Here is a 20,188-nt window from a genome sequence, read left to right as displayed (position 1 = left end):
GAGGCGTTGTGAAGATTGCGATAGCCGGAGCCAGTGGATTTATTGGCAAGGCCCTGATTGCAGAACTTAAGGGTGCTTATTCGATTGTGGGCTTAAGTCGCTCACACTATACACATTCCGAAGAGCACTCCAGCTGCGAATGGCGCAATTGTGATTTGTTCAGTTTGCTGGATGCTGAAAAGGCTTTGGCCGGAGCGGATGTCGCCATTTATCTGGTTCACTCCATGCGACCCTCAGCCCATCTTTCCCAGGGATCCTTCGAGGATTTTGACCTGATCGTCGCGGATAACTTTCTAAGAGCCGCTGAAAAGAACAAAGTAAGAAAAATCATCTATGTCGGCGGCTTAATACCGCAGAATCAAAAACAGCTTTCCAAACATCTGCAAAGTCGGCAGGAAGTGGAAAATGTTTTTTTGAAAGGCAGCATTCCCACGACAATTCTGCGGGCGGCTTTGATTTTGGGAGCCGGTGGTTCGTCCTTTCAGATTATGACCCGCTTGGTGCAGCGTTTGCCGGTGATGCTTTGTCCAACATGGACTTCGACGCCCAGTCAGCCGGTGGCGGTCGAGGACGTCTTAAAAAGCATTCGCTATTGTATTGATACCCCTGAAACGGATAACAAGATTTATGATCTTGGTGGGCCCGATATTTTAAGTTACCGCGATATGATGTTAAGGGTCGCGGAACTGCTCGGGAAGCGCAGGCACTTAATTCAGGTGCCGTTTCTGACGCCGTATCTGTCAGCGTTGTGGGTGCGTTTGGTAACAAGGGCACCCAAAGATTTGATCAATCCCCTGATCGAAAGCTTGCGCAATCCATTGATGGTCCGCCCGGATCATCAACTAAATATTCCTGATCACAAATTCATGGGAGTTGATGAGGCTCTGCGCTCGGCAATTGGTAATTACCGCGAGGACCAAAAGCCCCATGCCTTTAAAGCTCCGCAAAGTCCGAAACATGAGGTTCGATCTGTGCAGCGCATGCCGCTCCCAGAGGGTTGGACCGCCAAGGATGTGGCCGAGGAGTACATGAAGTTTCTGCCGGTGATGCAGCCGGGATTTATGAAAGTGGAAGTTAAGGACCGCTGGATTTACTTCTGCAATGCATTTCCCTACTTCCGTTTGCTGGTTTTGGAATACTCACCAGAGCGCAGTTGGGGGCATCGGGAACTTTTCTATGTGCGGGGAGGCTTGTTTTCCAAGAAAAGTGGCCGAGGCCGCCTCGAGTTTCGCGAAGTTTTGGGGGGCACAGCGTGCCTGGCGGCAATACATGACTTCAGGCCGCGATTGCCCTGGTACTTCTATAAAGTGACGCAGGCCTATGTGCATCTTTGGGTGATGAAGCAATTTGCACGACATCTTGCACGTCCGCTTGAGCCGCGGCGCAAGTTAGGGTAAATTGTTGGAATGAAAAAGATCATTTTGACGGGCGATCGCCCGACCGGCCCTTTACATCTTGGACACTATGTTGGCTCTTTGCAAAATCGCGTGAAATTGCAGGAAGAGTATAATCAGTACGTACTTATCGCAGATGCGCAGGCATTGACTGATTATTATGAAAATCCAGAACACGTTCGTAAAAACGTCGAGCAAGTGGCTTTGGATTATTTGGCGGTGGGTATTGATCCGAAACAAAGTACGATCTTTATTCAATCTCAAGTTCCGGAATTGTTTGAGCTGACTTTTTACTTCATGAATCTGGTGACAGTGGCGCGCTTGGAAAGAAACCCAACGCTGAAGGATGAGATTCGTCAGAAAAACATGAAGGACTCCATTCCGGCGGGTTTCTTTACATATCCTGTCAGCCAAGCGGCAGACATTTTGGCATTTAAAGCAGACTTGGTTCCTGTGGGTGAAGACCAACAACCAATGATCGAGCAAACGAACGAGATTGCTCGCAGATTTAATCATCTTTATAAAAAAGAAGTTTTCCACGATACAAAAGCTATGGTTGGCACAACGGGGCGCCTGACTGGTATCGATGGTAAAACGAAAATGTCCAAGTCTTTGGGGAACGCGATCTACTTGGGCGATACTCCGAATGAACTTAAGAAAAAAGTAAATGCAATGTACACGGATCCAAATCACTTGAAAGTGGAAGATCCAGGTACAGTTGAAGGACACGTGCCATTCACATTCCTGGATGTGTTCGATACGAACAAAGCGGAAGTGGAAGCATTGAAAGAACACTATCGCCGCGGTGGTTTGGGTGATGGCGTTCTAAAAAAACGTATCCTGGAGATCTTGGAGGCAAAGCTGGCTCCTATGCGCCAGCGTCGTGAAGAGTATTCCAAGGACATGGGTTATGTTCAGGAAGTTTTGCGAAATGGCACAGAAGCAGCCCGCAATGTGGCAGCTAAGACTCTTTCTGATGTCAAAAAGGCGATGGGTATTGTCTACTAAGTACTGAGACCGTCAAAGGAGTACTTATGGCAAAGCTTGCTCGTGATGTGATGACCAACAATGTGATTATGATTGCGGTCGGCAGTTCTTTAGCTGCGGCCCAGTCACTGATGAAGGAGCATGGTATTCGCCATCTTCCTGTTGTTGATCAGGAACAAAGAATTGTTGGTATCCTTTCAAATAGTGATTTGTCTTTTTTTAAAGATAGCAAAATGTATCCGGTCGAGGACTTTATGAGCCAACCGGTCCAGACTATGAATCAAAGCGCCTCACTGATGGATGCTGTTGATACCATGGTGGAGAAAAAAATAGGTTCTGTCCTGGTGGTGAATGACGACGAGGAACTGGTGGGGATCGTCACTACTGAGGATCTGATTCAGGTCCTGGGGCAGGCTCTGCGTAAGGACAGCCACAAACGTCCTCTTTCCACTTTGTTTGATATCGAAAGTCTGGACGAAATAGCTTACAAGATTGCACAAACAGGGATTTAAAATGAAGATACTGGGCCTGACATTGGTTGCGATTGTTGCGATTGAACACTTCATCATCATGTACATCGAAATGTACCTGTGGAAGCGCCCGGTAGGACTTAGAGTTTTCAGAAACACATTTGAAAAAGCCCAGGACACGGCTGTTCTGGCTGCGAACCAGGGATTGTACAACGGATTCTTGGGCGCGGGCCTGCTGTGGGGCTTGTTCCATCAGGATGAAGCCTTTGCTTATCAGATTAAAATGTTCTTCCTTATCTGTGTGATCATCGCCGGATTCTACGGAGCTTATAGCGTGAATCGCCGCATTTTCTTTGTGCAGGCGTTGCCGGCTATTCTGGCAGTCATAGCCATGCTTTAAAAATAACGAGCGAATATAGCCGGCAGATGAAATCCGACGACGATGGCGAAGGGCAGAGTGATTGGTATCACCACGCCCCAAGGCTTTGGATTGTGAAGCAGATGCAGGAATGTGATCACAAACACGATGGGTGCAATCAGCAAAATCGTCAGTGGCACTGCAAAACCAACAATCATCAACAGGCCCAATAGGATCTCTGCGATTTTAGTTGTGGGCATAATGAATCGTGTTTCGTAGCACGCGCCCACAAATCTTTCGATAACAGGCGGGGATGGCGGAATTTTCAGCCAATTAAAGAAGCCGTTGAGACCCCAGAAGACCATCTGTAAACCGAACACAACTCGACAGGCAGTTTCAATTATTTCCATTGAGAAAAGTGTATCCGGTCCTTTGCCCTGTTGTCGAGGTCTTCAGTTGATTATTGTCACTGGACTTCGCAGGATTCGTCGGATCGCCGCTCTCCTTGTTAGTTTGAAACGAGGAGTGTTGGTGGAGGAAGATTTCGAGTTTTACAAAGTCGGTCAGGCGGACCTCGCCAAGGGCGAATTCTATCAGGAGTTGGCTCGACAGTGGTATTCCTCGAATGAAGGTCCCATGGCGCTTTTACGTCTGGAAACTTCGTTTCAAATGAAGTGGATTCTTTCAGAAATTCGCAAATACATCGGCTATCACGCAGAAATTCTGGATGTCGGCAGTGGTGCCGGCTTTTTTTCAAATACGGCAGTAGAGGCGGGTTACGAGGTCACGGGGCTGGATATTTCAAGAACCAGTCTTCGTGTGGCTGAGCTGATGGATAAATCCGGGCGGGTTAAGTATGTGGAAGGGGATGCGTATCGCATGCCTTTTCCGAAAGAAAGTTTTGATGTGGTGGTGGCCCTGGACTTGTTTGAGCATGTCTCCGACCCCGAGTTGATCATTTCAGAAATGAGCCGGGTGTTGCGGCCCGGTGGCTTGCTTTTTTATCGAACCATCAACAAGAACGCTGCATCCTACTTTTGGATTAACCGGGTGATTCGCTGGCTGGCTAGAAACCAAGGGTCGGCCTTTTTTGATTACAAATTATTTCGAAAACCCGAAGAAATCGAGTTCTGGTGCGAGCAATGTGATTTGGAAATGCAAAGGGTTCGGGGCATGCGACCGGCCTTCCTTCAACCCGGGTTCTGGCGTCTTCTTCGCTCGCGGGAGTTTCATCCAGATTTTCGATTTGTATGGAGCAAAAGAAAGATTATTTCCTACACCGGATACGCCAAAAAATTCCGAGAGCACTGACCACTAACGTTATGTGGATAATTTGAAACGTGTTTTTTTATTCAGGGGCCTTATAAAGGGCGAATGAAAATTAATCATTTTTTGAAGTACACAAGCTTGTTCCTGATCGGAGCGCTTGCGGGGAATGCATTCGCCTTCGTCATGGGGATGGGGTCGGTCATGGAGAAGTTGTCGGCAACCTCCTATATCGCCTTCCATGAGTCGATGCAGAGGTCCTTCTTATCGTGGACGCCTTTGTTGTGCGCGGTTGTATTATTTAAATTGATTACTCATTTGTTAATGCTTCGCAAGCAGTGGAAGCACCTTGAGTTTTTCTTCGTGCTGTTTACGTTGCTTTGTGTGGTCAATGACCTGGTGATCACGTGGACTGGCTTTGTGCCTTTGAATCAGCTGATTCGTATTTGGGGCTTCCAGGGGCCACCTGACGACTGGGAGGCGATTCGCTCCCAGTGGCTGAATCTGATGTATTGGCGTTGCGCGGTTTTGACCGCAGGATTCTCGTTCTTGATCCTCTCAGCCCTCATTAGGAGGACTGAGTCTCCGATTTTGAAAGATGTCGCTGTTGCCGTTTAGGCAGATTCACACGGGCTTCCGGCGGAAGTCCTTTGTTCTTCGGTTCCGGATAAACCTTTAACACCTTCGGTAGTTCACGAGTGCCCGGAGCCATGTAATCCGAGATCAGCAACTGACGGGCTTCTTCGTGCGGCCAGTGCAGGTGTTCGGTCAGATAAATCAACGCGGACTCAACCAGATTGATTAATGAAATACCAAATGATTGAGCATGGCGGGCGGACATATATTCAGTGAATGCGAAATACTCCCAGAAGAAGGACTGTTGGGCAGACACTTCTGATCTGCTTTTTAGGGCAGCCACAAAGTTTTTAAAGTTACCGCTGTTCGCAAACAAGTCCCAGTACTTTGCAAAGCGATTCATCTTTTGCAGGGTTTCGAAATCCATCATCTTGGTGCGCAGGATTTGAAATGGCGGATGTTCCGAATAAACCATTTCCCACTCTTTATCGTGGCGGGAAATCGGTGCGCCTTTCAGGCGTTTTAAAATGCCGACCTGGATTTCGTCGGGGCGAAGTCCTGCAAGAATATCAAAGCCCTTGGCAAAGCTGTAAATATCCTCACCTGGCAGACCCACGATCAAATCCGCATGGGAGTGAATGCCGGTTTCATCAGCCAGGAATTTGAAATTCTCTTTCACTTTTTCCAGATCATTTCTGCGGCTGACAAGTTTTGCGACATCGGTGTTCCAGGTTTGGATGCCGATTTCAAATTGCAGTGACCCATGCGGGAATTTTTTAATCAATTCGCGAATCTCGTTAGGCAGACGATCCGGCACCATTTCAAAATGCAGAAACAAGCCCAGCTCGATGCGTTCCAAAAAGAAATTCAAAATCTGAGTGCAGATGGTGGGGCTTAAATTGAAAGTGCGATCGATGAATTTGAATTGTCGTGCGCCACGATCCAAAAGGATCTGCATGTCAGCCAGGAACTGAGTAATGTCAAAGTTACGTACGGATTTATCCAGTGAAGAAAGACAGTATTCACAGCGATACGGGCAACCGCGAGAAACCTCCACGTATAAAACGCGGTTCTTGATGTCTTCGTCGGAGTAGAATTCATAGGGCGATGCGATATTTTTTATTTCAGGCAGAATGTCTTTAATAAATTTCTGTTCGGGCAATTGCCCCGTTGCCAGGTACTTGTGGCAGAAGTCATAGAACATGAAATCAGCTTCGCCCTTGAACGTGAAATCCGCTGTTTGACAGATCGGTTGAGTCTCACTTTCGTGGGTCACTTCCGGGCCGCCAAGGACCACGATTGTCTGGGGGCTGATTCGTTTAATCAGACTCACCAGTTCGTAACTTTCGTTGGCATTCCAGATATATACGCCAAGTCCGATGATTTTGGGGTTTAACTTTAAAAGTTGCTCGGCAATATCGCGTGGATCCTTCGCGGTGGTGAACTCCATGATCGATGCGTGGGCTTGAAGCTCCTTCAAATTTGCATACAGGTAACGCAATCCAAACGAGGAATGTTGGTATGTAGAATTCAAAGTTACCAAAAGAATGTCATTTTTCATCGCGCTCTCACCAGTGTCACCGTTCGTACAACTCAAGATTTAACTTTGCCCTCTGCGGACAATTAGCTAACATTTAAAACAGGTAATCTTAATTCAAAGGAATGAATCCATGAAAACAGCCATGATGGCTATCTTACTTTTCGCGGCGCAGGCGTCTGCTCACCAGGCGATCCTTGAAAACTTCAACACAAAACCTGTATTGGCTGATCTTTCGGACCTAAAAGCCTTGGACATCCCGGTTATTGAAAAAGAAGAATCTGTTGGTGTCGGATATGCGGTTATCACTCCGGAAATGCAACTAAAAATCCAAGAAAGAGCCCATAAAGTGGGCAAATGTGGCGGGTTTGAAGATTTGACTACGGAGCCGGCGTTTCATTCTTTGAATATCCCTTCAATGCTAAGTTCTTTGGCGCAAATTCAGGCTAAAAACGACTTCTACCAAAGAGCCCCGTTTGCAGCGCTTTCCATGGAAAAAAATGCGGAAATTGAATCCGCGGTAGGTGAAGTTAGTGAACAAAACCTGCGTGAGTGGGTGACTTGGTTGTCGTCTTATCCAACTCGATACAACCGTGGCAAAACTCCGAACCTGCATGTTGATGACATGAAAAGACGTTTGGAAACTTTGTTGGCTGGATCTGACATTCCTTACGAAATTTCTTTGATTGATCACAACACGACTCCGCAAAAGACAGTGCGTGTGCGTTTGACGGGTAAAACTCGTCCAAATGAAATCATCGTTTTGGGCGGCCACTTGGATTCTATCGTTCAAGGTGGCTGGGGTGGCGGCAGCGGCGGGAATGCGCCGGGTGCTGACGACAATGCTTCTGGATCCGCGAACCTTCTAGAAACTTTGCGTATCATCAGCAAAAAAGCTCAGCCTGACCGCACGATCGAGTTCATGTGGTATGCAGGTGAAGAGTCCGGTCTTTTGGGTTCTGCGGAAATCGCAAAAGCCTATAAAGCTGAAAAGCGCGATGTGGTTGCCGTTCTTCAATTGGACATGACTTCTTATCCGGGCGCAGGGGAGTTGGTGATGGGTAACATGACTGACTTCACCAGCCGCTGGTTGCATGACTACCTTCGTGCCGTGAATGAGACTTACTTGCACGTTCGTATCGTTGACGATCAATGTGGTTACGGCTGTAGTGACCACGCTTCATGGCACCGTCAGGGTTTCCCGGCATTGATGCCGTTCGAAGCAACTATGCGTAACGACAATCCGTTCATTCACACAGTGAAAGACGTGATCAACGACAAAACAAACTTCAAGCACTCAGCAGTCTACTCAAAACTTGCAGTGGTGTTTGCGATGGATCTAGCGAACTCAACATCTCGCCAACCATACTAGGTGCCACGTACTAGGTGCCAGGTCCTACATCTTATTGCTAAGCGAAAAAGCCTCGGGAGACCGAGGCTTTTTTTATTTGTTCAGACTAAAAGAACGACTTATTTCTTTTAACGATATCAAAAGGGAACCATTCGCCGCCGGTGGCATCGCTGCGAACGTTAACCTTCGCGCCTTTTTCAAGGTCTGCTTTGGTTAAGCCTTTGACGTCGATTTCAAAGCTCAGCGGAGCATTGCCCAGGCTTTTGCAATTTACGCTAACTTGTAAAATATTGTTCTTCAGATTGATATTTTTACCGACGCAGTCCTGATTATCTCTAGCCGCATCCATATTTGCATCGCGGAAGATGACGGTGTCGCCATTACCGTTTACTTCAAATTGGGCAACATAGTAAGGCCCTTCAATCGCCAGGCGAGCTACGATATATGAGTTAGCGAAGTCGCCAATTTTCAAGCCCACATTGCCTGAACCGATTTGGCCGCCAGTCGCTGATGCTGCAACCGACATTAGGGACACCAATAGAGTTACGATCACCTTTTTCATTTTCTACCTCTGTATAGTTAACTCGCAGAGCACGCCGAAGCGGGGAAGGCCTTGAGTTTTGGGTTTGCTCTGTGAAGGAAGCAATACCCAAGCCAAGGAGGGCTGAATAGTAAATTCAATTACTTGCTAAGTTTTGGGCAAAATTTCCGTGAACAAGGTATGAACGAAATGAAATTTTTTGTCTGAAACTACAGGTTTGAGAGCAAAATTGCTCTCAAGCTAAGAGAGTTCCTCGCTGACTGAAAACAGGTTCAAGTTCACTTGAAACAAACGGCGACCGGTTGTCTTTGGGGTGTCAAATTTATGCAGCTGTTCTTTCACGAAACCATCCATGTTCTTCAGGAATGAATCAAATTCCTCCTGGGACATCGGCAGAATCATGCTTTTATAGCGGCGCAAATGATGGGGAAGGGTGCGTGCATCAATCGCCTCTTGCAGGCTTTGTTTGTGATATTCCAAAAGTGCTTGGCTTCCAAGGTTGTTCGGGACCTTGAAATTGCTGACCGTCGCTTTGTGACCATCAGGGGTAGATTCTGCCAGTCCCAGTTTGGTCAAAATCATCAGTCCTTTTGCGACTTGTAATGAGTCTGCATTTAAGAACTGCGCCAGTGCTTCCGCCGTCTTTGCATCATCGCCCAAACTAAGCAGGGCTTGCAGGCGGGGAATCAGTGGAGTGCTGACAAACTCCTCAGAGGCTTCGATTTCATTTTGATAGTAGTTTTGTTCCAGTAGCTGAATCAGCTTTTTTCCGAAAGCTTCCCGTTCCCGTGAACTGCGCGCTCTGGAATAGTGGGTAAGAATCATAAAGTGCTCTTGCTCGGCCTGAGTAAAGAAAAGACGCTCGCAAATTTGTTTGGCTGTTGTGTCCGTCAGCGCGCGACGACCAATGACCACTTGACGAAGAAATGACCGATGTTGAAAACCAAGTTCATGGGCCCAGGTTTCGTAAGAAAACTGTTCTTCAGTTGCCTTGCGGTACTGATAAAGGTCATGAAGAAAGAAAGCTATATTCAGGTAGTCTCTTAATAGTGGTTTCTTTGGTGCAGTCTTGGTCATTCGACAATTACCGCGCACCTTAGAAGCGCTGTAAAGAATAATTTTGAGAGCAAAACTGCTCTCAGAAACTATTGGTTAACTCCACTTATCCAGCTGCTTAAATCGTTTCACGATATCTTCTGTAAGATCATCGTACTCGTCTTCTTTATGGGCCAGCATGTACAACGAATGCTTCCATAAACCTGATTTCGGACCGATGACCGTGATTAGACCCAATTTGATTTCTTCCAATACATAAGGCACGGGCAGGAAACCACAGCCGGCACCATCGACGATGGCGCGACCCACGACAGACATGATGTCGGATTCAAAAGAGATTTTTTTACGAACCTTGATTTCCTCAACAAATAAATCTGTCTCATGGCGAAGCTTCATTTTGTAAGTCGGAATTACCAAGCCACCGGGGAAAGCTGTCAGAAAATCCTGAACACTGGTGTTTCTGGAAACGCGCATCTTAAGGTTCTTCAGAAGCTGAGTGGAAACCATCAGATTTACAGGGGCTGCTATTGAAGCCAGCTCCACCACATCTTCGGCATACATGGGTTTATTGGTCAGCATCAGATCGGCCTCCTGCGAACGCAAGAGCTGCAGAATATCCTCGTCAGGAGCAGAGGTGATGGAGATGATTTTATCAGTCTTGCCTTTATTGTCGCGAATAACGGGCGAAAGAATATCAGCGATAAAAGGACGCTCCACTTGTTCGGAAATTCCCACGTGCAGGCGTTCGCTCATTTTATCTCCTGGGGATTTCAGCGAGTCCTCGAATTGTTTGGCAACGTCGAACATTTTCTTTGTGTAAGAGTAAGCACGCTCTCCGTCGGGTGTGAGTTGCAGGACGCGACCTTTTTTTTCGAAGAGTTTTGTGTCTAAATTGCTCTCGAGAATTTTCAGTTGCGAGGACAGGCTGGGCTGGGAAATGCGCAGATACTTTGCTGCATTTGAGACACCGCCAATTTTCGCTGTGATGTGGAAATAATATAAATGATTAAAATTAAACATAAAATACCACCCGGTTTGAGAGTGAAAAATCGGCTCCAGTTTGGCACCCAGACCACGACCCTGGTCCCCCAACTGCCCGATAGCACTAGGGATTCCCTATGGGCCCAGACTCAACCTATAACTTTAACTTATGTATGTCATTTGAATTATATATTTAAATAATCCTTTGCCATCAACGATAATGAAAGAACAAGGAGGTAGATATGCAAACAGACATCTACTACAGAGACATCACTCGTACTGAAAACCTAGAAGCTTACTTACTTGAGAAAGTGGAGGCTTCAATCCAGGACTTCTTCAAATACGACAGTGCTGCTCACCTCACTGTGCGGATTGAGACAGATCGACATCGCACACAATCTCGCAAACCTAGTTATACTTGCGAGGTAATTTTGAAACCGACTCACAGCAAGGGGATTATAAAAATCTCGAAATCTGACGAGAGTTTCAAAAAAGCAGTGATGAAAACAGTAGACTCTTTGAAATCTGTTTTGCGTCGCCGTTCTTCGAAAAAAGCCATGCATCGTAGACACGATCCTATGCTGAACTATTTCCCTACTTGGGAAGAAGCAGAGATGATGGCAGAAAACCAGGCTGGGTAGGTTTCCCCAGCTTGGATGAGATGGGAATGAGTAATTAGTTAATATTGAAATTGAATTAGTTTAACCGAACGATCAGAAAGGAGTCGGCCCATGGGTACTCAAAAGATCAATCCAATTGATACCGATCTCAGACGAAAAATCTGTGAAAGATTGAAATGGGATAAGAGAGTGAGTCCTGCGGACTTCGATGTGATCGTGCGAGGGTGTGCCGTGATTGTCACAGGCAGTTGCGACACCTCATTTAAAAAAATGGCAGCCCTGGAACTCGTCTCCAATATTGAGGGAGTGTGGTCGATTGAAGATCGCATTGTGGTTCCATCTGACTATTATCGCTCCGATGAAGAGCTAAAGATGTTGATCGAACAGTCTTTAGAGGACTTCGTAAAAATCGGGGGAGAACGAATAGAGGTCCTCGTTGAGGACGGAATCGTAACCCTTGAAGGCGAAGTGTTCAGACCACGATTAAAAGCTTTAGCAGTCGGATCGGCATGGGAGCTCTCCGGAGTGGCCGATGTGGTTAATAATATATTGATCATAGAACCACCCCGCCGAGCTCCTTCTTTTGTAAACGAAAACCGGGACCTGATGAATGGGCCTGGGCCTTCCTAACAAAGGAGGATCATTGATGGTGATAGATAGTTAAATCATGCGGTCCTTTTCCCAAATATCCCTCCATGAATAAAAGGCGCCCCAATCAAGGGCGCCTTCCTTTTTCCCAAAAGGCGCCTGCCGGTTTTTTGATACACACCGCGAAACTGATGCGGTTCTGCGATGCAATCCCCAAAGGTACGGCGTACCTTTTTGAGTATGAAAAAAGTTTTGATTCTTAATGGCAGTCCATCTGGCGATAAAGGCAATTGCGCGGCATTCATTTCCAAAGTTCGGAAACTGGATCGGACGTTGGATTATGAGGTTGTTCATCTGGCGCAAAAACCGGCTGGCGCCTTTTGGCTTTCGGTTAAGAAGAAGATTGCGGATTGTGACTCGGTCATTTTTGTGACCGGGACCTATTGGGATTCTTGGGGGAGTCCGCTGCAAAGGCTGCTTGAGGAAATGACTGATATGGAAGCCACTCCGGCCATTATGGGGAAGCCCTGTGCAGTGATGGTGCTGATGCATTCAGTGGGTGGGAAGTCCGTGCTGTCGCGCCTGCAGGGCGTTTTAAGCACGATGGGATTCTTGATCCCGCCAATGAGTGGCATGGTTTATTCTTTGGTGTCTGACATTGCCTTGAAAACAAAAACGACTCACGCCAAAGATTTTTGGCAAATCGAAGACGCCGAACTTATTCTTGAAAATATAAAAACAGCGATGGCCTTAAAAGTTGAGTGGACCACTTGGCCCGTCGACAAGAAAGACCCTCGCCGTAAATGGTTTAAGTAACTCGGTAGCTACTGAGGTTCGCCGCCGGGGATTCCGGTTCCTTTAATATTCATTGTGACACTATCTTCGTTGGCTAAAACTTTGACTGTGGCGTTGGATTCACCTTGTTGGGATGGCACGAAGTACAGTGTAAAAGTGCATGAGTAACCCGCCTCCAAAAATCCCAGACAATCTGTATCTGCCCAATAGTCACCACCACTCATGGTGATTTGGCTAATATAGATTGATTTGTCTGCGGGAGCGTAAAGTTCCCAGGACGTCGAGCTGCCACTGCCCACGGCCACTTCGCCAAAATCGTAATCAATGACGATGTCTTCGGAAACTTGAATCGGTGTCTGAGCAAATGTTTGAGAGGGAGCTGCAAAAGATGCCCACGAAAATGTGCTAACCAGAAATACTGCTAAAAGGTTTTTCATAGAAACCTCCTTAAGGTTGTCTCTATTGTGAAACAGCTGTGGGGAGCGACAAGTACGGAACTGTTGTATGAAAGGAAAGTAACTGCTGGCTTGTCTTTTGGAAGATGTGGGCTTGCGAAGACACAAAAAAAGGGAGCCAGTGGGCTCCCTTTTAATTGCGGTGAGTTCCAAAAAGGGAACTGTTACCTCTTAAGCAGTCATTGCTTTCGTTAGGTCTTGAACTTTTTTGGAAGCGTAACATTGAGATACGTAATCCCAGTTAACTTGTGCCCAGAAAGTCTCAAGATATTTCAAACGAAGGTTGCGGTAATCAACGTAGTAAGCGTGCTCCCAAACGTCAGCAACCATGATTGGAGCTGGGCCGTTGTTAGTGAACGGAACTGCAGCGTTGGAAGTGGATACCAGGCTTAGTTTGCCTGAAGCATCTGTGCACAACCAGATCCAGCCAGAACCGAAAGTTTTCATGCCACCATCAACGAACTTAGCTTTTAGTTCGTCCATGGAGCCGAAATCACGTTTGATTGCAGTCTCAAGATCAGCAGAGGCTTTGCCGCCTTTTCCTACTGGAGCCATGTTGAACCAATAGAATGTGTGGTTCCAAGCTTGAGCCGAGTTATTGAAGTTACCACCAGAAGAAGAAAGAACGATCTCTTCAAGGGATTTACCTTTCAAAGAAGAGTCTGTCTCCATCGCCTTATTCAAATTGTCGATATAAGCTTTGTGATGTTTGTCATAGTGATATGTCATTTGTTCTTCGTTGAACAAAGGAGCCAAATCTGTTTTTGCATACGGAAGTGTTGGAAGTTTGAACATTTACATCTCCTAAATAGTCCAGGTTGATAATCTTAAATGAAACTATATTGAAAATGAGGAGAGGTCTACGATTTAGAGAGCTTCAGGACCCCGCCCAATAAGACGGAGTCCCCAAAAGACAATTGGTGATTTTAGTTTTGGCCCAACATTGTTTTAACAAACGTCGGCAAAGAGAACGCCGCAGAGTGCAAATCCTCATTGTAGTATTTCAAGCCCTTTGCTTTAGCAAATTGGCGCGCTTGGTCTTTGTTAAAATCGGTCGCTGGGTGAGTGGAACCCTTCACGCCCATTTGCAAGCTCCACATTCCAGACGGGTAAGTCGTGGCGTGGAATAGCATAGTGTGAACGCTGGAAGCGCCGAAAATGCCTTTTAGGCACTTATTAAGCTCAACAAAAGTGCCCTCATGGAACATCGGCGATTCACCTTGAGTGATCACCATGCCGCCATCTTTCAGCGCTTTTTTGCAGTTATCATAGAACTCTGCCGTGAATAGGCCTTCAGCAGGTCCTACCGGGTCAGAACCGTCAACGATGATCACATCGTAAGAGTTAGGAGCCGCATCTTTCACAAACTGGATGCCGTCACCGATAATAAGATTCAATTTCGGGTTGCCGAACTCAGAAGCGATTTGTGGCAAATGAAGTTTTGAAGCGCGAACAACGGCTTCATCGATTTCCACCATCGTCACTTTATCAACGTCGTACTTAAACAACTCACGGATCGTTCCGCCGTCGCCGCCGCCAATAACCAAAACGTTTTTGGCTTTTCCGTGGGACTGCATAACCGGGTGAGTGATCATTTCATGATAATGAAACTCATCACGCTCGGAACACATAACCATGTTGTTAATCGCCAGGAATTTTCCATGTGAGTAAGATTCCAATACGCGAACACGTTGGAACGGATTTGTTTCATCAAATAAGACGTCGCCTGTGTAACGAAGAGACAAGGCTTGGTTCTCGTCCTTATCGGTGAACCAAACGTTGCGTTCGATTTGCACGCCTTTGGACAAATCAAAAGTCGGTTTTTCGCGGATTGTTTTAGGTTTAAAGTCAGTTTTTTGGATCACGTGCAAAGAACCGCGATTCATTTCGATCGCCGAGTAATTTGCCTGGAATGCTTTTTTCAGGTGTTCAAAAGAAACCCAAGGGTCCACAGTTTCGCCGCATGTGAAAAGATCCACCGCTGCGTATCTGTATTCCGGCCATGTGTGGATTGCCAAATGGCTTTCCTGAATAACAACCACACCGCTCACTCCCCAAGGGGAAAAGTGGTGGAATGTCGAGTTAATCACAGTAGCCCCTGCGATTTGTGCCGCTTCAATCATACTTCTTTCGATGATAGAAACGTCGTTTAACACCTCAGCGTTACACCCGCTGAACTCAACCAAAATATGGCGACCTAAAGCATTCAATTCCGTGCCCTCCAAATGTTATAAATTTGTGCATAGTTGCTAAGGGGGTAATAGGTCCTTTTACCCCCGGGGGCAAGTCATTTTTGACCACAAAACGAAACACAAAAACATGGAGTCCCTGCGGACTTGTCCGCCGAAGCTTTAGGAGAAGGCGGAGATCTGAAAGCAAACGTGAATTTTCTTGTCGTGAAAGTCCTGTGGGATGCTTTCTTCCGTGATGTCACGAACCTTGTATTGTTCCTTAATCGCAGGTGACAGATTGAACTTGCGTTTATTATTCGAGAAATACAAAACCCCACCGGGTTCCAGCATGCTCATACAAGAGTTCACCAGGAAGTCCTGATCGCGCTCGACCTCAAAGCTGTCCTGCATCTTTTTGGAGTTTGAAAATGTCGGAGGATCCAGAAAAATAATGTCAAATGCCGGGCGGCCCGCATTTTCGGATAACCATTCCAGAACATTGGCGTTGATAAAGCTGTGTTCGGAGGCCTGGATTTTGTTCAGTTCAAAATTTTCCTGGGCCCATCCCAAATAAGTCTGGGACATGTCCACAGATGTGGTACGGGCGCCGGCAAGGGCAGCAAAAACGCTGACGGATCCGGTATAGCAGAACAGGTTCAAAAACTTTTTGTCTTTGGCAGTTTTAAAAATCTTCTGGCGCATCGGACGGTGATCCAAAAACAAACCGGTATCCAGGTAGTCGTACAAATTCACTTTGAACAGGGCTTGGGACTCCTTAACCGAGAAAGTCTGTTCTTTCTGATCAAGTTTCTCATACTGCTTCAAGCCTTCCTGGCGCTCGCGCTTTTTCACGATGATTTTTGATTCTTCGGCCTTAAACAGAGCCTGCAAAGCCTCGACAACGTGGGGAAGGTGATTCTTGTCCTTGTCGCGATCATCGCCCTTATCATAAATCAAAAAGTGCTCGCCGTAGATATCCACGATGAACGGATATTCAGGGATGTCACGATCGTACAAGCGATAGGCTTCGATACCGGTGCGCTCAGCCCATGATTTCAGTTTCTTGTAGTTTTTTTCCAGGCGGTTTTTGATCATTTGCATACAGCCCTTTTAGACAAATTTGGGCTGATATGGTACCAATTCTTAAATGAGCGATGAAAAAAGGGCCCGGCACCTAGCATTTTTACTCTCCCGTGAGGGCCACGATGTGGCTTTTGTGGAGCACGAAGGAAGGGTTTTCTATTCCCACTTCCGCAAAAATCAAATGGCGCCCTCTTCAGCAGTTGTAAAGCTCCTTCAAGGCATTTTTGACCAGCAAATCGATCATAGCTTCTTTATTTTACGACGACGAATTTTCACCTCTGCGGCACTCTCGGAAATGTGCCGGGGTATGGTAAAAGTTGTCGCTAAACGAGTGAGTGAAGCCGTCCTTCCCGAGGCCGACCTGGAATTTTCCGAACACCTTGAATTTCGTGAAATTGACAACGTTGAAAATTCGATCAGCTCGGTGACTCAGTTGAACGAGCAAAATCAGATTTCTTTGATCGACTTGCGCGCAACGTGGACGGTGAAATCCCTAGCTACTGATGAAGAGCGCCTGAAAGCAGCTTTTGATTTGTCGCAATTGGTTCCCCGCGGAAAGGTGTTGCATGATTTTGACCGGGGTATCGCTGCCATTTTGATTTCTGCACAAGGGGAGATTCTGTCTTACGGAATAAACTCCAATTCCAAGAATAAAACCCTGCATGCCGAAGTGAATATGGTTCAAAAGTATTATCAGGAAACCGGGAAGAAGATTCCGATCGATTCGGTTATTTATAGCACTCACAAGCCCTGTAAGATGTGCGCCGGTATGATCTATAATTGGAGTGAGTCGCCAAAGCATTTAAAAGTGATTTACGGAATCGAAGAGTCGGGTGGACTGTCCACGCAGACGGTACTGGATCGTATGCGACTTAACCAACAATTGACTCTGCCTGAGAAAAGCAGGAATTGATCGCCTTCATAAGGGTGTCCTTGCGAATCGGTTTGGATAGATGCATATCACAACCAGCGCTAAGGCTTCGTTCGATATCTTCAGCAAAAGCATTTGCAGTACACGCAAAAATACGGGCCGCACGACGGCCTTGTTCGCGCTCAATTTCGCGGATGCGCATGGTGGCCTCGTGTCCGTCCATCCCAGGCATTTGCACGTCCATGAAAATCACGTCGTAGTCGTTTTTTTCGACCAAGGCAACGGCATCAGTTCCGCTTTCGGCATAAGTGATACTGTGAATTGTTTTTTGCAGATAGATTCCCAGCAAATTGCGGTTGTCATCCACATCATCAACCACCAATACGCGCAGGCGTTCTTCCTGAATAAAGTGCTGTAAGTCGTTAAGGTGATAGCGACCTTGCAGAGGGTTGTGCATGCTGGTTTTGCGCTCTGTCGTCGAGGGCATCGAAGCAGTGAAGTAAAATGTGCTGCCAATATTCGGTTCGCTCTCAAGCCAGATAGCTCCGCCCATCAAAGTGACGATTTTTTGAGAAATCGAAAGACCCAGCCCGGTGCCGCCATAACGTCTTGTTGTGGTTGGATCTGCTTGAGTAAAGGGACGGAAAATATCTTTGAACTTTTGTTTTGAAACGCCAATTCCGGTGTCAGAAACACTGAATAAAATATTTCCGGTACGAGGAGTGTTGTTCGGAGAGATCGTCAGTGTGATCGTGCCTTGATGAGTGAACTTGATGGCATTGTTAAGCAGATTGATCAACACCTGACGAAGGCGGTCCGAGTCTCCAATATAGAAGGACTGAACTTCGGGATGAACGACAACCTTTAGTGAAAGGCCTTTTTCCTTTGCCCGGAACTCCAGAATTGAAAGTATATCCTCGATAATTTTTTGCAGACCGAAAGGCAGCATGTGCAAAACGATTTCGCCGGCCTCCACCTTGGAAAGATCCAAGACGTCATTGATGATGGTCATCAATTGATAGTTTGCTCGTTGCAGGATTTCGACAAACGAGGATTGCTGTCCGTTCAGTGGAGTTTCTGCGAGTGTGTCAGTGATACCGATAATTGAATTTAGTGGAGTGCGGATTTCGTGACTCATATTTGCCAGAAATACGGACTTTGCATAAGTTGCGGCTCGGGCCTTGGCTGCTGTGGACAACAGTTCCTGATTTTTTCGTTCAAGGTTCTCGGCCAGTTGCCTTTTTTCTGTAATATCAAAGGCCATGCTCAGAATTTTTATCACTTCACTTTTGTCATTTTTTACCGGCGTATAAGAGCAATGAACCCAAATTTCCTTGCCGGATTTTGCAAGTCTCTTAAACTCGCCCACTTGCGGGTTGCCGGTGCGCAGTGTGTCCCAGAGTTCGTTGTATTCAGATTCGTGAAGTTCAAAGTCAGGCAAAAACATCGAATGCGAGCGCTGATGAATCTCGTCCATTTCGTAGCCCAGCAAATTCAAAAAATTGCGGTTTGCCCAAAGAACTTTTCCTTCGGGATCAAACTCAATCAGTGCATGTGAATTTACGAGAGCTTCGTAAGCTGACTTGTTCATGTAGTAAGTCTATCTGTAGAATTGCATTTAAATAAAATTACAAAAGCGCCTGGGAATTAAAGTTTTGTAATAACGGACGCATTAAATTTTTTGCGCTGCGAAGTCGACGAGTTTTCCTTGATCTGCGGAGTAAGTTACTTGAATTGGGCGACAGCAGACTTCGCAGTCCTCCACATAGGTTTGACGTCCCGGCTCTGAAATGTCCACCAGCATCGAAATGCTTTTGTGGCAGTAAGGGCATTTAAAATAATGCTCTATTTGTTCATTCTCAAAGCTTTCAAATTCCGGGCTGGTCATAAATTCCTCCATGATTATTTGGTCGTTGAGTGGTGGCGTTGACTCCGATGAGGTAATTCCAATTTCCCCAATTGCTGGAAGGATCGTAGTCGATAAGCATTTCTTCAAAATGCCGGGCCCCCCAACGCCAATCCAGGTTCAGGGTTTCGGTCAGATACTTTGCAACATCCAGGCGGCAGCGATAGGGAAGGAATCCGGTGTCGTTCAGTTCCTTCATATGACCATCAATCGCGTGCTTGCCAGTGGTGCCGCTTTTCCAGCTTTTAAATAACTCTTGTTGAAGTCGATCATCAACCAGCGGTTGGTGTGTGGGATTGGTGTCCGCTTGAAACAGAAATGGTCCCAGCTTCAGCGAATAGTACTTAAAGAAATCCCGTCGCAGCAGATCCAGAATCATCCACTGAGTGGAAGTGTTGGCGCCACGTTCTTGTTCATAGTTTTTTACTTCCCAATAAACGACTCGGGGGGAAAGGCTGCCGTTGGAAAGCCACGGGGAAAACTTGGAACTGTCATCGAACTGCAGTATCTCAGAGGATATTTCCTTGAAATTGCGAAGCAGGTCTTTGTCCCAGATGAATTCCTTGAGCCGGATCAGGGCCTGTCGTTCTCCACCGGTGAAGCGGGACGGAACCTGAAACATGCGCATCTCCCGATTCAGATCCAACTCGAATTCGTCAGACGAAATCGGTTCTGGCCAGGATAATGGAATTGGCAGGATGGGGTCCGGCTGCGAATCCTTCAGCGAAATTTGATACTCGGCCATATTTGATGGCAGCTCGTGGAGGGGGAATGGCAGCGCGGTTTTTTTAATCAGTGTTCTTTGATCGAAGGATTGAACTTTATCAATCACGATGCGTGAGGTGACCTGGTTTTCCTCCCGGGTTTCTTCAGGCGTGTGTTCGCTGGTGAATACCAGTGTGTTGATTCTGTATTTGTGAATTAGAACCGGTATCACTTCTTCAGGGTGAGCATAGGTGATGATCAGGTTGTGGCCCAGAAGTGCGAGCTCCCTTTCCAGACTGGCCAGGGATTCCAGTAAAAACTTGCGACGGAATTTCCCGGCGCGACTGAAATTTAAGGGATATGAATAGACGAATAAAGCATCCTGGGCATTATTGCAAAGCCAAGTCAGTGCTTCATTATCATGGATTCTGAGATCGTTGCGGAACCAATAAAGAGCCCTCATAACTGACAGTATAT

23 protein-coding genes are annotated in these 20,188 nt (G+C 46.6%); 11 read left to right on the top strand and 12 right to left on the bottom strand.

The genetic code is table 11. The annotated features are described in order from the left end of the window. Positions 1-8 precede the first annotated feature (8 nt). Genes AAAA73_RS08825 through AAAA73_RS08810 form a run of 4 tightly spaced genes read left to right on the top strand, consistent with a single transcriptional unit; the run spans position 9 to position 3,251 of the window. Entirely contained in the window at positions 9-1,397 is a 1,389-nt protein-coding gene (locus tag AAAA73_RS08825; protein WP_340597884.1) for an NAD(P)H-binding protein, read from the top strand. Between the two features lie 9 nt (positions 1,398-1,406). Further along, positions 1,407-2,402, top strand: a complete 996-nt coding sequence (gene trpS / locus AAAA73_RS08820) for a tryptophan--tRNA ligase (protein WP_340597882.1) — start codon at positions 1,407-1,409, stop codon at positions 2,400-2,402. A gap of 26 nt (positions 2,403-2,428) precedes the next feature. After that, entirely contained in the window at positions 2,429-2,893 is a 465-nt protein-coding gene (locus AAAA73_RS08815; protein ID WP_340597880.1) for a CBS domain-containing protein, read from the top strand. A gap of 1 nt (position 2,894) precedes the next feature. Beyond that, positions 2,895-3,251: a DUF1304 domain-containing protein gene (locus tag AAAA73_RS08810; protein WP_340597879.1), complete on the top strand. Its 357-nt coding sequence runs from the start codon at positions 2,895-2,897 to the stop codon at positions 3,249-3,251. On the opposite strand, the gene AAAA73_RS08805 is transcribed toward AAAA73_RS08810, so the two are convergent. Next, positions 3,248-3,619, bottom strand: coding sequence for a hypothetical protein (locus tag AAAA73_RS08805; protein ID WP_340597877.1), 372 nt, complete (start codon positions 3,617-3,619; stop codon positions 3,248-3,250). The genes AAAA73_RS08810 and AAAA73_RS08805 overlap by 4 nt on opposite strands. A 46-nt stretch (positions 3,620-3,665) precedes the next feature. Here AAAA73_RS08805 and ubiG point away from each other — a divergent pair, with 46 nt between their 5' ends. Both ubiG and AAAA73_RS08795 read left to right on the top strand, forming a co-directional pair. Continuing rightward, positions 3,666-4,520 (top strand): bifunctional 2-polyprenyl-6-hydroxyphenol methylase/3-demethylubiquinol 3-O-methyltransferase UbiG, encoded by an 855-nt coding sequence (ubiG, locus tag AAAA73_RS08800; protein ID WP_340597875.1) that lies wholly within the window; start codon positions 3,666-3,668, stop codon positions 4,518-4,520. 63 nt (positions 4,521-4,583) lie between these two features. Continuing rightward, positions 4,584-5,093: a DUF1772 domain-containing protein gene (locus AAAA73_RS08795; protein WP_340597872.1), complete on the top strand. Its 510-nt coding sequence runs from the start codon at positions 4,584-4,586 to the stop codon at positions 5,091-5,093. Here the strand turns inward: AAAA73_RS08795 and AAAA73_RS08790 are convergent. Next, positions 5,044-6,612: a B12-binding domain-containing radical SAM protein gene (locus AAAA73_RS08790; protein WP_340597871.1), complete on the bottom strand. Its 1,569-nt coding sequence runs from the start codon at positions 6,610-6,612 to the stop codon at positions 5,044-5,046. The two genes, AAAA73_RS08795 and AAAA73_RS08790, sit on opposite strands and share 50 nt — an antisense overlap. A gap of 109 nt (positions 6,613-6,721) precedes the next feature. On the opposite strand from AAAA73_RS08790, the gene AAAA73_RS08785 reads away from it, so the two are divergent. Continuing rightward, positions 6,722-7,960, top strand: a complete 1,239-nt coding sequence (locus tag AAAA73_RS08785) for a M20/M25/M40 family metallo-hydrolase (protein WP_340597869.1) — start codon at positions 6,722-6,724, stop codon at positions 7,958-7,960. 85 nt (positions 7,961-8,045) lie between these two features. Here AAAA73_RS08785 and AAAA73_RS08780 read toward each other — a convergent pair whose 3' ends face one another. The 3 genes from AAAA73_RS08780 to AAAA73_RS08770 form a co-directional block, all read right to left on the bottom strand. Next, positions 8,046-8,501: a hypothetical protein gene (locus AAAA73_RS08780; protein ID WP_340597867.1), complete on the bottom strand. Its 456-nt coding sequence runs from the start codon at positions 8,499-8,501 to the stop codon at positions 8,046-8,048. A gap of 219 nt (positions 8,502-8,720) precedes the next feature. After that, positions 8,721-9,557, bottom strand: a complete 837-nt coding sequence (locus AAAA73_RS08775) for a TIGR02147 family protein (protein WP_340597864.1) — start codon at positions 9,555-9,557, stop codon at positions 8,721-8,723. A gap of 75 nt (positions 9,558-9,632) precedes the next feature. Beyond that, the gene (locus AAAA73_RS08770) at positions 9,633-10,556 is read right to left on the bottom strand and encodes a LysR family transcriptional regulator (protein ID WP_340597862.1); all 924 of its coding nucleotides are present in this window, start codon (positions 10,554-10,556) and stop codon (positions 9,633-9,635) included. A 203-nt stretch (positions 10,557-10,759) separates the two neighbouring features. On the opposite strand from AAAA73_RS08770, the gene AAAA73_RS08765 reads away from it, so the two are divergent. From AAAA73_RS08765 to AAAA73_RS08755, 3 genes are all read left to right on the top strand, one after another. Further along, on the top strand, positions 10,760-11,158 hold the full coding sequence (locus AAAA73_RS08765; RefSeq protein WP_340597860.1) for an HPF/RaiA family ribosome-associated protein: 399 nt from the start codon (positions 10,760-10,762) through the stop codon (positions 11,156-11,158). Between the two features lie 90 nt (positions 11,159-11,248). After that, positions 11,249-11,767, top strand: a complete 519-nt coding sequence (locus tag AAAA73_RS08760; protein WP_340597858.1) for a BON domain-containing protein — start codon at positions 11,249-11,251, stop codon at positions 11,765-11,767. Positions 11,768-11,965: 198 nt separating this feature from the next. After that, the gene (locus tag AAAA73_RS08755) at positions 11,966-12,541 is read left to right on the top strand and encodes a flavodoxin family protein (RefSeq protein ID WP_340597857.1); all 576 of its coding nucleotides are present in this window, start codon (positions 11,966-11,968) and stop codon (positions 12,539-12,541) included. Between the two features lie 8 nt (positions 12,542-12,549). Here the strand turns inward: AAAA73_RS08755 and AAAA73_RS08750 are convergent, their stop codons facing one another. The 4 genes from AAAA73_RS08750 to AAAA73_RS08735 all read right to left on the bottom strand — a co-directional run bounded on the left by AAAA73_RS08750 (position 12,550) and on the right by AAAA73_RS08735 (position 16,247). Further along, positions 12,550-12,957: a hypothetical protein gene (locus tag AAAA73_RS08750; RefSeq protein ID WP_340597856.1), complete on the bottom strand. Its 408-nt coding sequence runs from the start codon at positions 12,955-12,957 to the stop codon at positions 12,550-12,552. A 189-nt stretch (positions 12,958-13,146) separates the two neighbouring features. Next, positions 13,147-13,770, bottom strand: a complete 624-nt coding sequence (locus AAAA73_RS08745; protein WP_340597855.1) for a superoxide dismutase — start codon at positions 13,768-13,770, stop codon at positions 13,147-13,149. A gap of 131 nt (positions 13,771-13,901) precedes the next feature. Then, positions 13,902-15,185: a polyamine aminopropyltransferase gene (gene speE, locus AAAA73_RS08740; protein ID WP_340597853.1), complete on the bottom strand. Its 1,284-nt coding sequence runs from the start codon at positions 15,183-15,185 to the stop codon at positions 13,902-13,904. 141 nt (positions 15,186-15,326) lie between these two features. Continuing rightward, complete coding sequence (locus tag AAAA73_RS08735) at positions 15,327-16,247, bottom strand: class I SAM-dependent methyltransferase (RefSeq protein ID WP_340597851.1); 921 nt, start codon at positions 16,245-16,247, stop codon at positions 15,327-15,329. A gap of 46 nt (positions 16,248-16,293) precedes the next feature. Here AAAA73_RS08735 and AAAA73_RS08730 point away from each other — a divergent pair, with 46 nt between their 5' ends. Beyond that, the gene (locus AAAA73_RS08730; RefSeq protein ID WP_340597849.1) at positions 16,294-17,142 is read left to right on the top strand and encodes a Bd3614 family nucleic acid deaminase; all 849 of its coding nucleotides are present in this window, start codon (positions 16,294-16,296) and stop codon (positions 17,140-17,142) included. Here AAAA73_RS08730 and AAAA73_RS08725 read toward each other — a convergent pair. From AAAA73_RS08725 to AAAA73_RS08720, 3 genes are all read right to left on the bottom strand, one after another. Next, positions 17,102-18,691 carry a PAS domain-containing hybrid sensor histidine kinase/response regulator gene (locus tag AAAA73_RS08725; RefSeq protein WP_340597847.1) on the bottom strand — a complete coding sequence of 530 codons (1,590 nt, stop codon included), beginning with the start codon at positions 18,689-18,691 and terminating at the stop codon, positions 17,102-17,104. The genes AAAA73_RS08730 and AAAA73_RS08725 overlap by 41 nt on opposite strands. Positions 18,692-18,772: 81 nt before the next feature. Further along, a complete protein-coding gene (locus AAAA73_RS17410; RefSeq protein ID WP_413582796.1) occupies positions 18,773-18,988 on the bottom strand; it encodes a CPXCG motif-containing cysteine-rich protein in 216 nt (71 codons plus the stop codon). After that, positions 18,969-20,174 (bottom strand): DASH family cryptochrome, encoded by a 1,206-nt coding sequence (locus AAAA73_RS08720; protein ID WP_340597845.1) that lies wholly within the window; start codon positions 20,172-20,174, stop codon positions 18,969-18,971. Before AAAA73_RS08720 ends, AAAA73_RS17410 begins: the two co-directional genes overlap by 20 nt. Positions 20,175-20,188: the final 14 nt, after the last annotated feature.

This window comes from Bdellovibrio sp. GT3 (assembly GCF_037996765.1).
Lineage (GTDB): Bacteria > Bdellovibrionota > Bdellovibrionia > Bdellovibrionales > Bdellovibrionaceae > Bdellovibrio.
Note: the sequence above shows the minus strand (reverse complement) of the source record. Positions and strands in the feature narration are given on the sequence as shown.

Bases quoted from the DNA above. Each gene is read 5' to 3' on its own strand.
- trpS (WP_340597882.1), top strand. From the start codon at position 1,407: ATGAAAAAGATCATTTTGACGGGCGATCGCCCGACCGGCCCTTTACAT.
- AAAA73_RS08815 (WP_340597880.1), top strand. From the start codon at position 2,429: ATGGCAAAGCTTGCTCGTGATGTGATGACCAACAATGTGATTATGATT.
- AAAA73_RS08810 (WP_340597879.1), top strand. From the start codon at position 2,895: ATGAAGATACTGGGCCTGACATTGGTTGCGATTGTTGCGATTGAACAC.
- AAAA73_RS08805 (WP_340597877.1), bottom strand. From the start codon at position 3,619: ATGGAAATAATTGAAACTGCCTGTCGAGTTGTGTTCGGTTTACAGATG.
- AAAA73_RS08795 (WP_340597872.1), top strand. From the start codon at position 4,584: ATGAAAATTAATCATTTTTTGAAGTACACAAGCTTGTTCCTGATCGGA.
- AAAA73_RS08790 (WP_340597871.1), bottom strand. From the start codon at position 6,612: ATGAAAAATGACATTCTTTTGGTAACTTTGAATTCTACATACCAACAT.
- AAAA73_RS08785 (WP_340597869.1), top strand. From the start codon at position 6,722: ATGAAAACAGCCATGATGGCTATCTTACTTTTCGCGGCGCAGGCGTCT.
- AAAA73_RS08780 (WP_340597867.1), bottom strand. From the start codon at position 8,501: ATGAAAAAGGTGATCGTAACTCTATTGGTGTCCCTAATGTCGGTTGCA.
- AAAA73_RS08775 (WP_340597864.1), bottom strand. From the start codon at position 9,557: ATGACCAAGACTGCACCAAAGAAACCACTATTAAGAGACTACCTGAAT.
- AAAA73_RS08770 (WP_340597862.1), bottom strand. From the start codon at position 10,556: ATGTTTAATTTTAATCATTTATATTATTTCCACATCACAGCGAAAATT.
- AAAA73_RS08765 (WP_340597860.1), top strand. From the start codon at position 10,760: ATGCAAACAGACATCTACTACAGAGACATCACTCGTACTGAAAACCTA.
- AAAA73_RS08760 (WP_340597858.1), top strand. From the start codon at position 11,249: ATGGGTACTCAAAAGATCAATCCAATTGATACCGATCTCAGACGAAAA.
- AAAA73_RS08755 (WP_340597857.1), top strand. From the start codon at position 11,966: ATGAAAAAAGTTTTGATTCTTAATGGCAGTCCATCTGGCGATAAAGGC.
- AAAA73_RS08750 (WP_340597856.1), bottom strand. From the start codon at position 12,957: ATGAAAAACCTTTTAGCAGTATTTCTGGTTAGCACATTTTCGTGGGCA.
- AAAA73_RS08745 (WP_340597855.1), bottom strand. From the start codon at position 13,770: ATGTTCAAACTTCCAACACTTCCGTATGCAAAAACAGATTTGGCTCCT.
- AAAA73_RS08735 (WP_340597851.1), bottom strand. From the start codon at position 16,247: ATGCAAATGATCAAAAACCGCCTGGAAAAAAACTACAAGAAACTGAAA.
- AAAA73_RS08730 (WP_340597849.1), top strand. From the start codon at position 16,294: ATGAGCGATGAAAAAAGGGCCCGGCACCTAGCATTTTTACTCTCCCGT.
- AAAA73_RS08725 (WP_340597847.1), bottom strand. From the start codon at position 18,691: ATGAACAAGTCAGCTTACGAAGCTCTCGTAAATTCACATGCACTGATT.
- AAAA73_RS17410 (WP_413582796.1), bottom strand. From the start codon at position 18,988: ATGACCAGCCCGGAATTTGAAAGCTTTGAGAATGAACAAATAGAGCAT.
- AAAA73_RS08720 (WP_340597845.1), bottom strand. From the start codon at position 20,174: ATGAGGGCTCTTTATTGGTTCCGCAACGATCTCAGAATCCATGATAAT.